The 14,414-nt window shown below is 70.0% G+C and carries 12 protein-coding genes; 6 read left to right on the top strand and 6 right to left on the bottom strand.

What is annotated here, in order from left to right; translation table 11 throughout:
- Window positions 1-70: 70 nt before the first annotated feature.
- The gene (gene glnA, locus C1A17_RS02355; RefSeq protein ID WP_101650367.1) at window positions 71-1,495 is read right to left on the bottom strand and encodes a type I glutamate--ammonia ligase; all 1,425 of its coding nucleotides are present in this window, start codon (window positions 1,493-1,495) and stop codon (window positions 71-73) included.
- 144 nt (window positions 1,496-1,639) lie between these two features.
- On the opposite strand from glnA, the gene C1A17_RS02350 reads away from it, so the two are divergent.
- Window positions 1,640-2,080 carry an RDD family protein gene (locus C1A17_RS02350; RefSeq protein WP_101650365.1) on the top strand — a complete coding sequence of 147 codons (441 nt, stop codon included), beginning with the start codon at window positions 1,640-1,642 and terminating at the stop codon, window positions 2,078-2,080.
- 96 nt (window positions 2,081-2,176) lie between these two features.
- Here the strand turns inward: C1A17_RS02350 and C1A17_RS02345 are convergent, their stop codons facing one another.
- Complete coding sequence (locus C1A17_RS02345; RefSeq protein WP_101650362.1) at window positions 2,177-2,911, bottom strand: DUF4191 domain-containing protein; 735 nt, start codon at window positions 2,909-2,911, stop codon at window positions 2,177-2,179.
- A gap of 203 nt (window positions 2,912-3,114) precedes the next feature.
- On the opposite strand from C1A17_RS02345, the gene C1A17_RS02340 reads away from it, so the two are divergent.
- Entirely contained in the window at window positions 3,115-4,662 is a 1,548-nt protein-coding gene (locus C1A17_RS02340) for a hypothetical protein (RefSeq protein WP_101650360.1), read from the top strand.
- A gap of 122 nt (window positions 4,663-4,784) precedes the next feature.
- Here C1A17_RS02340 and sucB read toward each other — a convergent pair whose 3' ends face one another.
- The 3 genes from sucB to C1A17_RS02325 form a co-directional block, all read right to left on the bottom strand.
- Entirely contained in the window at window positions 4,785-6,794 is a 2,010-nt protein-coding gene (gene sucB, locus C1A17_RS02335; protein WP_101650358.1) for a 2-oxoglutarate dehydrogenase, E2 component, dihydrolipoamide succinyltransferase, read from the bottom strand.
- 21 nt (window positions 6,795-6,815) lie between these two features.
- Entirely contained in the window at window positions 6,816-8,207 is a 1,392-nt protein-coding gene (gene lpdA, locus C1A17_RS02330; protein ID WP_101650356.1) for a dihydrolipoyl dehydrogenase, read from the bottom strand.
- 178 nt (window positions 8,208-8,385) lie between these two features.
- Window positions 8,386-9,897: a leucyl aminopeptidase gene (locus C1A17_RS02325; RefSeq protein ID WP_101650354.1), complete on the bottom strand. Its 1,512-nt coding sequence runs from the start codon at window positions 9,895-9,897 to the stop codon at window positions 8,386-8,388.
- Between the two features lie 113 nt (window positions 9,898-10,010).
- On the opposite strand from C1A17_RS02325, the gene C1A17_RS02320 reads away from it, so the two are divergent.
- A complete protein-coding gene (locus C1A17_RS02320) occupies window positions 10,011-11,099 on the top strand; it encodes a quinone-dependent dihydroorotate dehydrogenase (protein ID WP_101650351.1) in 1,089 nt (362 codons plus the stop codon).
- Here C1A17_RS02320 and C1A17_RS02315 read toward each other — a convergent pair.
- Complete coding sequence (locus C1A17_RS02315; protein WP_101650349.1) at window positions 11,074-11,721, bottom strand: DUF3043 domain-containing protein; 648 nt, start codon at window positions 11,719-11,721, stop codon at window positions 11,074-11,076. The two genes, C1A17_RS02320 and C1A17_RS02315, sit on opposite strands and share 26 nt — an antisense overlap.
- A 21-nt stretch (window positions 11,722-11,742) precedes the next feature.
- On the opposite strand from C1A17_RS02315, the gene C1A17_RS02310 reads away from it, so the two are divergent.
- From C1A17_RS02310 to aat, 3 genes are all read left to right on the top strand, one after another.
- Window positions 11,743-13,155: a dipeptidase gene (locus tag C1A17_RS02310; protein ID WP_101650347.1), complete on the top strand. Its 1,413-nt coding sequence runs from the start codon at window positions 11,743-11,745 to the stop codon at window positions 13,153-13,155.
- A 70-nt stretch (window positions 13,156-13,225) separates the two neighbouring features.
- The gene (locus C1A17_RS02305) at window positions 13,226-13,579 is read left to right on the top strand and encodes a HesB/IscA family protein (protein WP_101650345.1); all 354 of its coding nucleotides are present in this window, start codon (window positions 13,226-13,228) and stop codon (window positions 13,577-13,579) included.
- 61 nt (window positions 13,580-13,640) lie between these two features.
- Complete coding sequence (gene aat, locus C1A17_RS02300; RefSeq protein WP_101650343.1) at window positions 13,641-14,273, top strand: leucyl/phenylalanyl-tRNA--protein transferase; 633 nt, start codon at window positions 13,641-13,643, stop codon at window positions 14,271-14,273.
- The last annotated feature ends 141 nt before the right edge of the window (window positions 14,274-14,414 follow it).

Below are 14,414 nucleotides of genomic sequence, written 5' to 3'. Positions count from 1 at the left end.
TCCCGGATGTCCCGCCTTCGGATGCGGACCGGCGGATGCCGCCGGGGTCCGTGCTCTCAGGTGAGTGCGCTCAGATCGAGTAGTACAGCTCGAACTCGGTCGGGGTGGGACGCAGGCGCGCCACCTCGAGCTCCTCCTCGCGCTTGATCCTGATCCACGTCTCGATGAGGTCGTCGGTGAACACGTCGCCCGCGGTGAGGAAGTCGTGATCGGCTTCGAGCTCGAGGAGCGCCTCGTCGAGGGTGCCCGGCACGAGCTTGATGTCGCCGAGCTCCTCCGGGGGCAGCTCGTAGAGATCCTTGTCGATCGGCTCCGGCGGCTCGATGCGGTTCTTGATCCCGTCGAGTCCGGCCATGAGCTGGGCGGAGAAGGCGAGGTACGGATTGCACGACGGGTCCGGCACGCGGAACTCGAGGCGCTTCGCCTTGGGCGAGGAGCCGGTGACCGGGATGCGGATCGCCGCGGAGCGGTTGCGCGCGGAGTACACGAGGTTGACCGGTGCCTCGTAGCCCTTGACCAGACGGCGGTAGGAGTTGATCGTCGGGTTGGTGAAGGCGAGGACCGCGCCGGCGTGCTCGATGAGGCCGCCGATGTACCAGCGGGCGACGTCGGAGAGGCCCGCGTAGCCGTTCTCGTCGTAGAACAGCGGCTCGCCGTCCTTCCACAGGGACTGGTGGCAGTGCATGCCCGAGCCGTTGTCGCCGTAGAGCGGCTTCGGCATGAAGGTCGCGGACTTGCCGTACTCGAGCGCGGTGTTCTTCACGACGTACTTGAAGTCGAGGAGCTGGTCGCCGGCCTTCTTGAGCGAGTCGAACTTGTAGTTGATCTCCTGCTGGCCCGCGGTGCCGACCTCGTGGTGGGCGCGCTCGACCTCGAAACCGAGCTCCTGGAGGGTGAGCGAGATGGCGTCGCGCACGTCGGCGAAGTGGTCCGAGGGGGAGACCGGGAAGTAACCGCCCTTGTAGGGGGTCTTGTAGCCGAGGTTGCCGCCGAGCTCCTCACGGCCGGTGTTCCAGGCCGCTTCCTCCGAGTCGATCTTGAAGAAGCCGTGGCCGGGATCGTTCTGGTACCGGATGCTGTCGAAGAGGTAGAACTCCGCCTCCGCACCGATGAAGACGGTGTCGGCGATGCCGGTGCTCTTGAGGTAGGCCTCGGCCTTGGCGGCGACCTGGCGCGGGTCGCGCGAGTACGGCTCGTCGGTGAACGGATCGACGATCGAGTGGTTGACCACGAGGGTCTTCGCATCGCGGTAGGGGTCGATGAATGCCGAGGACACGTCGGCGAGGAGCTTCATGTCGGACTCGTGGATGCCCTGGAACCCGGTGATCGACGAGCCGTCGAAGAGCAGACCCTCGGTGATCTCGTTCTCGCCGTAGGCGGAGGCCGGAAGATTGAAGTGCTGCACCACTCCGGGGAGGTCGCAGAACCGGATGTCGACGAACTGGACGTCGTTGTCCTTGAGGTAGGACACGAGTTCGGAAGGTGTGGAGAACAAGCTCACTCCTGGTGTCTGGGTGGCGGAAGCCGTGGTGACCGGTTTGTCATCACGTCATACCCTCAGTCTAGTCCGGAGCGTTAAACCTCGGTATCCCTCGTGTTACGGGCGTGTTACACGGGCCGACCCGGTACCCTGGACTCCGTGATCGATCGCGACGACCTCGGCTCCTGGCTCGACGGACCCCAGTTCTCCACCCCGGCCGGCTACTGGCCCGGGAAGAACCTCGGGCTGCCGGAGTCCGGCTCGGGGTCGATCGCCCCGCTGTGGCGGCGGTTCCTCGGCCTCATGCTCGACTGGGGGATGTGCTACGCCATCGCGGCCTTCCTCTTCGACGCCCACCCCCTGGCGATCCCGGCGATCTTCGCCCTCGAGAACATCGTCCTCGTGTCGACCCTCGGGATGACGGTCGGACACTGGGCGAGCGGCCTGCGGGTGATGTCCCTCGCCGGTGCCGCCCCGGGCCTCCGCGCGGGCCTCGTCCGCACGCTGCTGCTCGTCCTCGTCATCCCCGCGATCGTGAGCAACGTCGACAACCGGGGCCTTCACGACGTCGCCGCCCGGACGGTGATCGTCCGCCGCTGAGCCCTGCGCACACAGCGCGGCGCCCGGGAGAGATGCGATCTCTCCCGGGCGCCGTGGCGTTCGAGTGCTGCCGGGCAGGGTCCCGGCAGGGCGCGCTCAGCGTCCGCGCAGCGCCTTGCGATCGGGGCGGGCGCGCATCGGGTCGATGCCCTTGGGGATCGGCGGCCGGCTCGCCATCGTGCCGAGTGCGGTGAGCCGCTTGCGGACGGCGAGGACCTCGGCCTTGTTGAGCGGCCGGGGCACCTTGTGCACCGTCTTGACGATTCGGTTCATCGGGATCTGGTCCTCGCCCTCGCCGCCCTGGAAGGTGTGGATCGGCACGTTGGGCAACACCCGCGCGTGGCGCTTCTCCTCCTTCTGGAGCATCTTCGCCGCGCGGTTCTTCGGACCCTCGCTGACGAGGATCACGCCGCCCTTGCCGGTGGAGCGGTAGACGAGGTCACGGGTGCGCGGGTCGACGGCGATGGGCTGCTCGTCCATGAGCCAGCCGCGGCGGGCGGTGTTGAGGACGGCGCCGATGGCGCCGGGCTGTCCGCGCATCTCCTCGAACGCAGCGGTCTCCGCGAAGCGGCCGAGGAGGAAGAGGGCGAGGAAGACGCCGGTGAGCACGCCGAGGATCACCCACAGCCACATGGGGCCGAACACGAAACCGACGATCACTCCGACACCGATGCAGCCGACGACGGCGGCGGCCATGAGCCACACCGAAGCGGGGTTGTGGCGGCGGGCCAGCTGGACGACCTGCCGCATCTGTGCGATGCGACCGGGCTTCTTGGGATCCTTGGGCTTCCGGCTGAACGGTCCGCGGCGCTTCTCTGAGTCTGTTGACATTCTCTCGCTCGATCGATGGCGGTTGATTCCTCGAATGAGAAGTCTACCCGTTCCCGGTGCACGGTGCGGCTGTGGACCGCGCCGCTGCGCGCCGTCCACAGGCCGGGGCCGGCCGGTTGTCCGCAGAGTCCCACCGTGGTGGAATGCATCCACCGCCATCGAACGGCATCATCGATCATCGAACGACAGCGAACGGAGCGACCGTGGGCACACCGTGGCTCATCGAGGCCGAGATCTCCCCGGGGATCAGGCGCGTGGTGCGCGGCGGACGAGCCGCGTGGTTCCTCACTGACGGCTCCGCGCTGGCCGAGGCCGCCGCCGGGGGAGCCCCAGGGGCGGAGGTCGCCGAGGCGCTCGACGACACCGGGTCGCCGGTCCCCGGCGTCGTCGTCCCGCGGATGCCCGGCGGGCTGCTCGAGGTGGTGCTCCGCCGCCACGGGGGACTGACGAGCGCGCAGACGATCGGCGTCCTCCTCGCCTGCTGCGATGCTCTCAGCGTCGCTCCGGTCGCGCCCGAGGGGCGGATCCGCATGCACCGGAGCGCCTTCGCTCAGGACGCTGAGGGCGAGGTCCGTCTCATCCCGTGCGTCACCGTGTCGGAGGGCGAGGCGGATCCGCAGCGCGAGCTCGGGGAGCTCGCCTACCTGTGCCTCACGGGGCGGACCTGGGAGGAGACGGGGATCCCGGTCCGCGATCTGCGTCCCGCTCCGGCGGATGCCCTCGCCGCGATCGTCATCGATCTCCTCGAGTCCGCATGTCCGGGACCGCTCGACGCACACGGGCTGCCGGCCGCCCTGGGAGTGCGGCTCGCGCTGGCAGGGGAGGCCGCACCGGTGCCGTTCATCCCGTCGGAGCCCGAGGTGCCGCTCGGGGACGCGGTGACCGCGCGGATCCGACTCGACGCGGGCTTCACCGACCGTCTGGCGGCCGGCGCGGGCAGGGGCGACGGATCGCCGCGAGGGGACAGGGACGACGCACCGGCCAGGATGCGGCGCACCACCGGTGCGGTCCGTTCCCGCGGTGGAGCGCGACGGCGCGAGATGCGGCAGCAGGAGCGCAGCAGCCCGCGGATCGATGGTGCAGTCGGTCGACTGCGCTCCGCCCTGCGCGGCGGGACGGAATCTGCCCGGACTGCGCAGGGGAGGGGTGCCGGCGCGCGGAGCTGGTCCGAAACGGCTCGCACGCTCGCGAGGAGGATGCCGCGGCGCGTGGTCGCCGCCGGGCTCGCGGTGAGCGCCGTCATCCTCGGGGTCGCTCTTCTCGCATCCGCGCAGCGGGAGGCGGATCCCCGGGTGGACGCCGCGTCCTCCGAATCCCCGCCGGCCACCACGGACGCACCGGCCAGAACGAATCCACCAGCCACGACGAACTCACCGACCGACCCGGCCGCCGGCCTCACCGATGACGAGGACCCGGCGGGCGCCTTCCGGGCGCTCACCGACGCGCGGGAACAGGCCTACGAGACCGGGGACGCGCAGGCGCTGGAGGCGCTCACCGTCCCCGGGTCGCCCGCGGCGGCGGCGGATGCGCCCGTCGACCTCGATGCGTTCGCCGGGCGAGAGGTCCGGATCGAGGTGGAGCCGATCGGCGCACCGGAGATCGCCGGGACCGAGGCGGTGCTCACGGTGCGGATGACGACGACGGTCGAGCGATCCGGCGGCCCGCCCGAGGACTACGGCACCCAGCGGATCCGGGTCGTGCTCCGGTTCGGCGAGCGGGGCTGGCAGGTGTACGCGATCCACCCCGGCTGAACCCCGCCCGAACGGGGGTGCGGAAGCACGACATCCGTGCGACAGCACAGAGGCGGGGCGGGCACATGGCCCGCCCNGGGCCCCGGGCCCCCCCCCGCCTCTGCGGTGGCGCGTCGAGCGGATCAGAGGTCGAGATCCGCCTCGAAGTTGCCGTCCTCCAGACGCGCCTTGATCGTCTGCAGGAATCGTCCTGCATCCGCTCCGTCGACGAGCTGGTGGTTGTAGGTGAGCGGCAGGTAGACCATGTCGCGGATCGCGATGGTGTCCTCGCCGTCGACCGACTTGACGACCACCGGTCGCTTGGTGATCACTCCGGTGCCGATGATGCCGACCTGCGGGGTGTTGATGATCGGCGTGTCGAAGAGTGCCCCGACGCTGCCGATGTTCGTCACCGTGAAGGTCCCGCCGGTGAGCTCGTCCGGACCGATCTTGCTGTTCCGGGTGCGCTCGGCGATGTCGTCGATGGCCTTCGCGATGCCGGCGACGCTGAGCTCCCCGGCGTCCTTGATCACCGGGACGAGCAGTCCGCGCTCGGTGTCCACGGCGACCGCGAGGTTCTCGTGATCGAAGTAGGTGATCTCCTTGGCCTCGACGTCGTAGACGGCGTTGACCTTGGGATGCACCTGCAGCGCCTCGACGATCGCCTTGGCGAAGAACGGGAGGAAGCTGAGCTTGACCCCGTGCTTGTCGGCGAAGGCCTCCTTGCGGGCCGCCCGGAGCTTGGCCACCCGGGTCATGTCGACCTCGATGACCTGCGTGAGCTGGGCGCTCGTCTGGAGCGACTCGTGCATCCGCGAGGCGATGGTCTGGCGGATGCGCGTCGCCTTCTCGGTGGTGCCGCGCAGCTTCTGCGCCGCCTCGGGGATCTCGTGCGAGTAGGCCTCGCGCGACTCCCCGCCGCCCACCGGGCCGGCGGCCTGGGTCGCCGCAGCGTTCTGCGCGGCGGCCAGCACGTCCTGCTTGCGGATGCGACCGCCCACGCCGGTGCCGGTCACCGCACCGAGGTCGACGCCCTTCGACTTCGCGAGCTTCCGCACGAGAGGCGTGACGTAGGCCGCGTTGTCCGAGCTCACGGCCGAGGACATGCTGCGACGGGCGGCACCGGGATCCTGCTTCGCGGATGCCGACTCCTTCTCGTCGGAGTCGTCGGAATCCTTCGTCCCGGAATCGTCCTTGTTCGAGTCGGACTCGGTGTCGGGCTCGGGATCCTCATCCGTCTCCGCGTCGACCTTCTTCGCCGCTTCCTCGCCCTCGGCGTCGGACTTCTCGGCCTCGTCGGCCTTGTCCTCCGGCTCCGCGGACTCCTGGTCCTCGGCGTCGGTCTCCGGCTCGTGCTCGGGCTCCTCGGCAGGCTCTTCGTCGGTGCCGGACTTCTCCGCGGAGTCGTCGCCGCCGTCATCCGAGGCGGAACCGGAACCGATGATCGCGAGCGGCTCGCCGACCTCGACGGTGTCGTCCTCGTCCGCGAGCAGCTTCTGGACCGTGCCCGCGACGGGGGAGGGGACCTCGGTGTCGACCTTGTCGGTCGAGACCTCGAGCAGCGGCTCGTCGACCTCGACCGCGTCGCCGACCTCCTTGAGCCAGCGGGTGACAGTGCCCTCGGTGACCGACTCGCCGAGAGCCGGCATGGTCACCTCGGTGGAGTCGCCGGATCCCGAATCGGATCCCTTCGCCGAATCAAAATCGGACCCCTCGGCCGAGTCCTCGCCGGCCGCATCCGCGTCCGCGGCGTCCGTGTCCTCGGACTCGTCGGTCTCCTCGGCTTCCGCGTCGGCGGCACCCCCATCGTCCGCGGCGTCCTCGGTCGCGTCCGCGTCGCTCTCGTCGTCCGCCGAGGATTCCGCGTCCTCGGCCTCGGCGTCGTCGTCGGACGAATCGGAATCGTCGGAGGAGTCGCCGTCGCCGATGACCGCGAGGTCGCCGCCGACCTCGACGACATCGTCCTCTTCGGCGAGGATCTTCTCGAGCACGCCGGCGTAGGGGCTGGGGATCTCGGTGTCGACCTTGTCGGTCGACACCTCGAGCAGCGGCTCGTCGACCTCGACCTCGTCGCCGACCTCCTTGAGCCAGCGGGTGACAGTGCCTTCGGTGACCGACTCGCCGAGAGCCGGCATCTGCACGGAGTTGGACATAGTGATGTGTCTCCCTCGGGATCAGTTGTGGAAATGGAGCGGCTTGCCGGCGAGCGCGAGGTGCGCTTCGCCGATGGCCTCGTTCTGCGTGGGGTGCGCGTGCACGAGCTGCGCGACCTCCTCGGGGAAGGCCTCCCAGTTGACAATGAGCTGCGCTTCTCCCGCCTGCTCGCTCAGCCGGGCGCCGATGCCGTGGATGCCGACGACCGGTCCGTCCTTCTCGCGGACGACCTTGATGAAGCCGGTGGTCTTGAGGATCGTCGACTTGGCGTTGCCGGCGAGCGGGTACTCGACCTTCTCGATCCTGTCCTCGCCGTACTCCTCGGCGGCCTTCTTCTCGGTGAGGCCGACGGAGAAGATCTCCGGCTCGCTGTAGGTCACGCGCGGGATCCCGGATTCGATGACGGGGACCGGCTCGAGCCCGGCGATCTCCTCCGCGACGAAGATGCCCTGGGCGAAGGACCGGTGGGCGAGCTGCAGCCCGGGGACGATGTCGCCGACCGCGTAGATCTTCCCGACGCCGGTGTGCTGCCGCTCATCGACGATGACGAACCCGCGATCGAGGGTGATCCCCTGGTCGTCGAATCCGAAGCCCTCGGTCACCGGGCCGCGGCCGACCGCGACGAGGAGGACCTCGGCGTCGAGCACGGTGCCGTCCTCGAGCGTGACGTGGACGCCGGAGTCGTCCTGCTCAACGCTCTCGAACTTCACGCCGACCTGGTAGCCGATCTTGCGCTTCTTGAACGCCTTCTCGAGCGCCTTGGAGATCGCCTCGTCCTCGTTCGCGACGAGGTGCGGGAGACCCTCGACGATGGTGACCTTCGATCCGAAGGACGCCCACACGCTCGCGAACTCGACGCCGATGACGCCGCCGCCGAGGACGACCGCGGATTCCGGAACGGCGTCGTAGTGGAGCGCCTGCTCACTCGTCATCACGCGGTCGCGGACGTCGATCCCGATGGTCTTCGAGGTCGAGCCGGTGGCGAGCACGATGTGCTTGCCCGTGACCGTCAGGGTGCCCTCGTCATTGGTGACCTCGAGGGAGTCCTCGGAGACGAGCCTGCCCTCACCGGCGATGTAGTCGATGTTGCGCGCCTTGACGAGCCCCTGGAGACCCTTGTAGTTGCGGTCGATGATCCCCTGCTTGAATGTGAGGACCTTCTCCATGTCGATGCCCTTGAGGTCGACCTCGATGCCGAAGGCGGACGCTTCGCGGGCGGAATCGGCGACCTCGGCGGCATGGAGCAGCGCCTTCGTCGGGATGCAGCCGCGGTGCAGGCAGGTGCCGCCCAGCTTGTCGCGCTCGATGAGAGCAACTTTCATGTCGAGCTGGGCTGCGCGCAGGGCGGCTGCGTAGCCGCCGGTGCCGCCGCCGAGGACGACGAGATCGTACGTGTTGACCGGATCGCTCACGGATCGCTCCTCGTTGTGCGGAAGGGGTGTGCCGAGGGTGACGGCACCTTCGTTCTCATCTTTTCACTAATCCGGGCAAAAGTCGTGACGGGGTGTGCCGGATTTGCTGTAACCCGCCTCACGACCGATGCGGCAGCGGGGCCCGCGCAGGATCCGCGCAGGCCCCGCTCCGGGCGGATCAGCGTCCGGAGAGCTGCGCCGCGACCTCGACGAGGGTGCGGACCGGGACCCCGGTGCCGGCCGCCGGGGTGTATCCCCACGGCGACTCGGTGTTGTACGAGGGCCCGGCGATGTCGAGATGCGCCCACTGGACGCCCTCGCGCACGAACTCGCTGAGGAAGATGCCGGCGGCGAGCATCCCGCCGTGGCGCTTGCCGGAGTTCTTGAGGTCCGCGACGGTCGAGTCGAACTGCTTGCGGATCTCCTCGGGGAAGGGCATCGGCCACATCTGCTCGCCCGACACCCCGGCGGCGAGCATGACGCGGTTCCGGGCGCCGTTGGTGCCCATGACGCCCGACACCCGCGTGCCGAGTGCGACGATCTGCGCACCGGTGAGGGTGGCGATGTCGATGACGAGATCGGGATCGTCCTGCTGCGCGGCGACGAGCGCGTCCGCGAGCACGAGACGGCCCTCCGCGTCGGTGTTCGTCACCTCGACGGTCTTCCCGCCGAAGATCCGGATGACGTCGCTCGGACGCTGCGCATTGCCGCCGGGCATGTTCTCGGCGAGCGCGAGCCATGCGGTCGCACGCACGGGCAGGTCGAGATCGGCGATCGCGAACAGCGCCTGCGCCGCGGCGGCGGCGCCGGCCATGTCGGACTTCATGTCCTCCATCGACGCGGCGGGCTTGAGCGAGAGGCCGCCGGAATCGAAGGTGATGCCCTTGCCGACGAGAGCGAGGTGGCGGGCGGCCTTCCGCGGGCTGTACTCGAGCTTGACGAGGCGCGGGCCGCGGGGGGATCCCTTGCCCACCCCGGTGAGGCCGCCGTAGCCCTGAGCGGCGAGCTGGGCGTCGTCGAGCACGGTGACCTTGACCTTCCGGCCCTTCGCCTGGGCGGCGACGAGGTCCGCGAACGACTCGGGGTAGAGGTCGAGCGGCGGCTGGTTGACGAGGTCGCGCGCGCGATTGGTCGCGGCGACGACCGTCGCGGCGCGGGCGACCCCTGCCTGGGCCTTGGAGTCGGTGAGGACGGTGATCCCGCGTGCTCGCCGGGTCTTCTCCGGCTCGCTCAGGTAATCGGTGTAGCGGTAGGCGCCGAGCCCGGCACCGGTCGCTACGGCCTCCGCGGCCGAGGCGGTGCCCGCCGGGAGGGCGAGCGCGATGGTCTCACCGCCGGTGAGCGAGCGCACGGCGGTGCCGGCGGCGCGGCGGAGCGCCTCGTGCGCCTCGTCGGCGGTGGCCTCGCCCACGACATCGAGCTCGTCGAAGTCGCCGAGGCCCACGAGGACGACGGACTTCGCGGCGAGACCCTTGGGAGCGGGGTTGCGGGCCAGCGAGTCGGTGCGACCGGTGAATCCCACGGCCGCGGCTGCGGACGCGATCTCCGCCGCGACGCTCTTGGGGAGGTCGATGCCGGCGGGCAGGGCGGCCCGCGAGTCCGCGGAGCGCATGCCGAGGACGAGCGCGTCGGCCTTGGCCTTCGCCACGGCGGTGCTCGCCGCGGTGATGTCGATCGTCGGGGTGGTCATGGAAGTCCTTTCGTCGGGGTCGCGCGGTCTGGTCAACGATCGTAGTCCGTCGTCCTGACACTGCGGTGAGCACCCGGGGGCCGCGCCGGTCCGCGCGCCCGTAGGATGGGCACGTGTATCGATTGATCCTCCGCACCGTGTTCGTGCCCATGGACGCCGAGCGCGCCCACCGCGTCAGCTTCGCGGGCCTCCGCGCCCTCGATCGCATCCCCGGGGTCCGGTCCGCACTCGGCGCCCTGTTCAGCACCGGGACCGCAGCGCCGGCGAACGTGCTCGGCCTGCCCTTCCCCAATCGACTGGGGCTCGCCGCAGGCTTCGACAAGAACGCCGCCGGCGTGCGCGCCCTGGCGCTGCTCGGCTTCGGGCACATCGAGGTCGGCACGATCACCGCGCACGCCCAGCCCGGCAACCCGCGGCCGCGGCTCTTCCGGCTGCTCGACCACGACGCGATCCTCAACCGGATGGGCTTCAACAACGCCGGAGCACGGGCTGCGGCGCTCAACCTGCGGCTCGCACGGGCCCGCGTGGCGCGCATGCCGGAGTCGCGGCGGCCGGTCATCGGTGTGAATATCGGCAAGACGAAGGTCGTCGACGCGGCGCGCGCGGCCGCGGACTACCGCGATTCGGCCCGGATCCTCGCCCCGCTCGCCGACTACCTCGTCATCAACGTCAGCTCCCCGAACACGCCGGGGCTGCGGGACCTGCAGACCGCTGCGGCGCTCGAGCCGATCGTCACCGCGGTGCAGGATTCCGCAGCCGAGGCCGTCGCCCACCCGCGCTCGACACTCGGTCACGTCCCGCTCCTCATCAAGATCGCGCCCGACCTCGACGACGCGGATGTCCTCGCGGTGGCGGACCTCGCCCTCGAGCTCGGCGTCGACGGGATCATCACGACGAACACGACGATCGACCGCGGGGTGCTCACCGGGCGCGATCACGATCGCGCGCTCGAGGAGGCCGGAGGCATCTCGGGCACGCCGCTGGCCGAGCGATCGTTCGAGGTGCTGCGGCTCGTCAAGCGCCGGGTGGGGGACCGCCTCGCGGTGGTCTCCGTCGGCGGGATCACCGATGCGCGCGATGTGCGCGCACGTCTGGCGGCGGGAGCGGACCTCGTCCAGGTCTATTCGGGCATGATCTACGGCGGGCCGTTCTGGCCCGGCCGGCTGCTGCGCGGCCTCAGTGGGGGAACTCGCCGCGCTTGACCTGCGGCTTGGGGATGCGCAGCGGGCGCATCTGGATCGAGCGCATGACGAGGTAGAACGTCAGGCCCTTCTCGAGTTTCTCTTTACCGCCGAACTTGTCGGCCATCCGCGCCTTGAGGCGGTAGTTGAGGACGACGCTGTCGAGGATGACGAGCGCGAGGATGCCGTAGACGATGACGTTCGCGATGACCTGGAAGTCCGGGCCGCCGAACATGCCGAAGACGAGGACGATGAGAGCGAGGGGGATGAAGAACTCGCTGATCGACCAGCGCGCGTCGACGAAGTCGCGCACGTAGCGCCGCTGCGGCCCGCGGTCGCGGGAGGTGAGGTAGCGCTCATCGCCCTGCATGACCCCGACCCGCGCCTGGTCGCGCTGCTTGCGCATCTCGTCGCGGGCCCGGCGGTTGGCCTCCTTGCGGTCGTCGGGCACGAGCGGCCGCTTGCGGGCGGCCTGCTGCGCGCTACGCTTGGGAGTGGGACGGTTCTTCTTCGCCTCGGCGGGATTCGTCGGTGCGGTGCGGTCGTCGACGACCGGCTCGCTCCCGTCGACCGCGGATGCGGGGTCGTCAGCGGTCGAGCCCGTCGGGGCCGTGGTCTCAGGGTTCTTGTTCCGTCCAAACACGCGTTCAATAGTATCGGACGCATGACCGATCCGAATCCGCAGACACCCCGCCCCCTCGACCCCACCGCGCTCCGCTCGGCGCTCGACGCCCGCATGCCCGAGGTCCTCGACACGCTCACTCGGCTCGTCGCGATCCCCGGGGTCGCCTGGCCGACGCTCGATCGGCGACACGTCGAGGACAGCGCCGCGGAGGTGGCGCGGCTCGCCCGGGCTGTCGGATTCGAGACCGTCGACGTCCTCACCGCGCAGACGCCCGACGGCGAGGCGGGGTATCCGGCCGTGGTCGCCTCGATCCCGGCACCGCCCGGACGCCCGACCGTGCTGCTCTATGCCCACCACGATGTCCAGCCGGTCGGCGACGAGCGGCTGTGGAACACGCCTCCGTTCGACGCGACGGTCGCAGGCGATCGACTGTTCGGCCGCGGAGCCGCCGACGACAAGGCCGGCATCATGGTCCACCTCACCGCTCTCGAACTGCTGGGCGACTCGCTCGATGTGGGTGTCGTGCTGTTCGTCGAGGGCGAGGAGGAGGCGGGGTCCCCGAGCTTCCGCGACTTCCTCGACAGGCACCGCGACCGGCTCGCCGCCGACGTCATCATCGTCGCCGACTCCGGGAACTGGGCCGCGGGAGTGCCGGCCCTGACCTCGAGCCTGCGCGGGATGGCCGCGCTCGAGTTCACCGTCCGCACCCTCGACCATGCAGTCCATTCGGGGATGTACGGCGGTCTGGTCCCCGACGCGATGCTCGCCATGACCCGCCTGCTCGGCACCCTCCACGACGAGGACGGCTCGGTTGCGGTGGCCGGGCTCCACGGGCACGACGGCATCGACGTCGACTACGCGGAGGCGGACCTCCGACGCGACTCCGGGGTCCTGCCCTCCACTGCGCTCATCGGCACCGGCTCTCTCGCCTCGCGCCTGTGGACCCGGCCCGCGGTGACGGTGATCGGTCTCGACGTCCCCGCTGTGGACGACTCCTCCAACACCCTCCAGGACGCGCTCCGGGCGAAGCTCTCGATCCGCTTGGCACCGGGGGACACGCCGGAGTCCGCCCTCCGTGCGGTCAAGGAGCACCTCCGTGCCCACGTGCCGTTCGGGGCCAGGATCGAGTTGGGCGCCGAGGAGAGCGGCAGCCCCTGGCAGGCGGATCTCGACGACCCGGTCACTGCGATCGCCCACGGTGCGCTGAGCGACGGGTTCGGTGCCGAATGCGTGCACATGGGACTCGGCGGCTCGATCCCCTTCATCGCGGACCTCACCGAGGTGTTCCCGGAGGCGTCGATCCTCGTCACCGGCGTCGAGGACCCCGACGCCCGGGCGCACAGCGCGAACGAGTCGCTCTACCTCCCCGACTTCGCCTCGGCAATCGTGTCGGAGGCGCTGCTGCTCGACCGCCTCGCCCGTCACCGGTCGATCGGGACGGCCGGGGAATAACCCCGGGGGCTGCGGCGTTCGCTGGTGTAGCCTGTCCTGACGAAGCACAACGTACGCGAAGGAGTGTCCGATGACAGTCACGAACGAAGCCGCACCGGTGCACGAAGTCGATCTCTCCACCGCTGCCGCCGACAAGGTCCGCAGCCTGCTCCAGCAGGAGGGGCGCGACGACCTGCGGCTCCGCGTCGCCGTGCAGCCCGGCGGCTGCTCGGGGCTGATCTACCAGCTGTACTTCGACGAGCGCTTCCTCGACGGCGACGCCGTCCGCGACTTCGACGGCGTCGAGGTCATCGTCGACCGCATGAGCGTCCCGTACCTCAACGGTTCGACGATCGACTTCTCCGACACGATCGAGAAGCAGGGCTTCACCATCGACAATCCCAACGCGGGCGGCTCGTGCGCCTGCGGCGACTCCTTCCACTGATCACACTGCGCCGGTGACCCCACCGGCGCTCGACCCGGTCCCACCGGAGTCCGGAGACGACATGGACCTGGACGATCTGCGCGCCGTCGCCGGCATCCGCAGCATCGACCAGGTCATCTCCGCGTATCGGGCCGGTCTCTTCCCCATGGGGCTCGGCGACGGGGGAGCGGAGCCGATCGGCTGGTGGTCCCCGCGTCGGCGCGGCGTGCTGCGTTCCGGAGAGCTCACGGTCTCGAGGAGCCTGCGGCGCTCGGTCCGCCGGTTCGACTGGGCGATCGACACGTGCTTCCGGTCCGTCGTCGAGGCGTGCGCCGGCTCCGACCGCGAGGGTGCGTGGATCACCCCTGAGCTCATCGACCTCTACGCCGGGCTCCATGCCGCAGGACATGCCCATTCCGTCGAGGTGTTCGAGCGCGGCCGCCTTGTCGGGGGACTCTACGGCGTGGCGTTCGGCAGCGTGTTCGCCGGCGAGTCGATGTTCCATCGCCGCCCGGACGCCTCGAAGGTCGCACTCGTCCGCCTCGTCGAGGTCCTCGATGCGGTCGAGTCGGACACGCCGTGGCTCATCGACACGCAGTGGCAGACGTCACACCTCGCCCGCCTCGGCGTGTCGGAGATCGGTGCGTTCGAGTACCTCGCGGCCCTCGACCGGGCGCGGAGGGGCGATCATTCGCAGGCTTTTCTCATCCAGTGAGCAGAAGAGTGTGATTTTCTACCGCGCGTAGCGGTAAGGTGGGGGAGACAAAGTCAGTATTCGGTGACCAGTCCGCTCGGCGACCGCCGCCGTCCGCGAATACCCGCGGCGCAGGCAGTCTGATCAGGGCAGGCATCGACG

Source organism: Brevibacterium ihuae (assembly GCF_900184225.1).
GTDB classification, from domain to species: domain Bacteria; phylum Actinomycetota; class Actinomycetes; order Actinomycetales; family Brevibacteriaceae; genus Brevibacterium; species Brevibacterium ihuae.
Note: the sequence above shows the minus strand (reverse complement) of the source record. Positions and strands in the feature narration are given on the sequence as shown.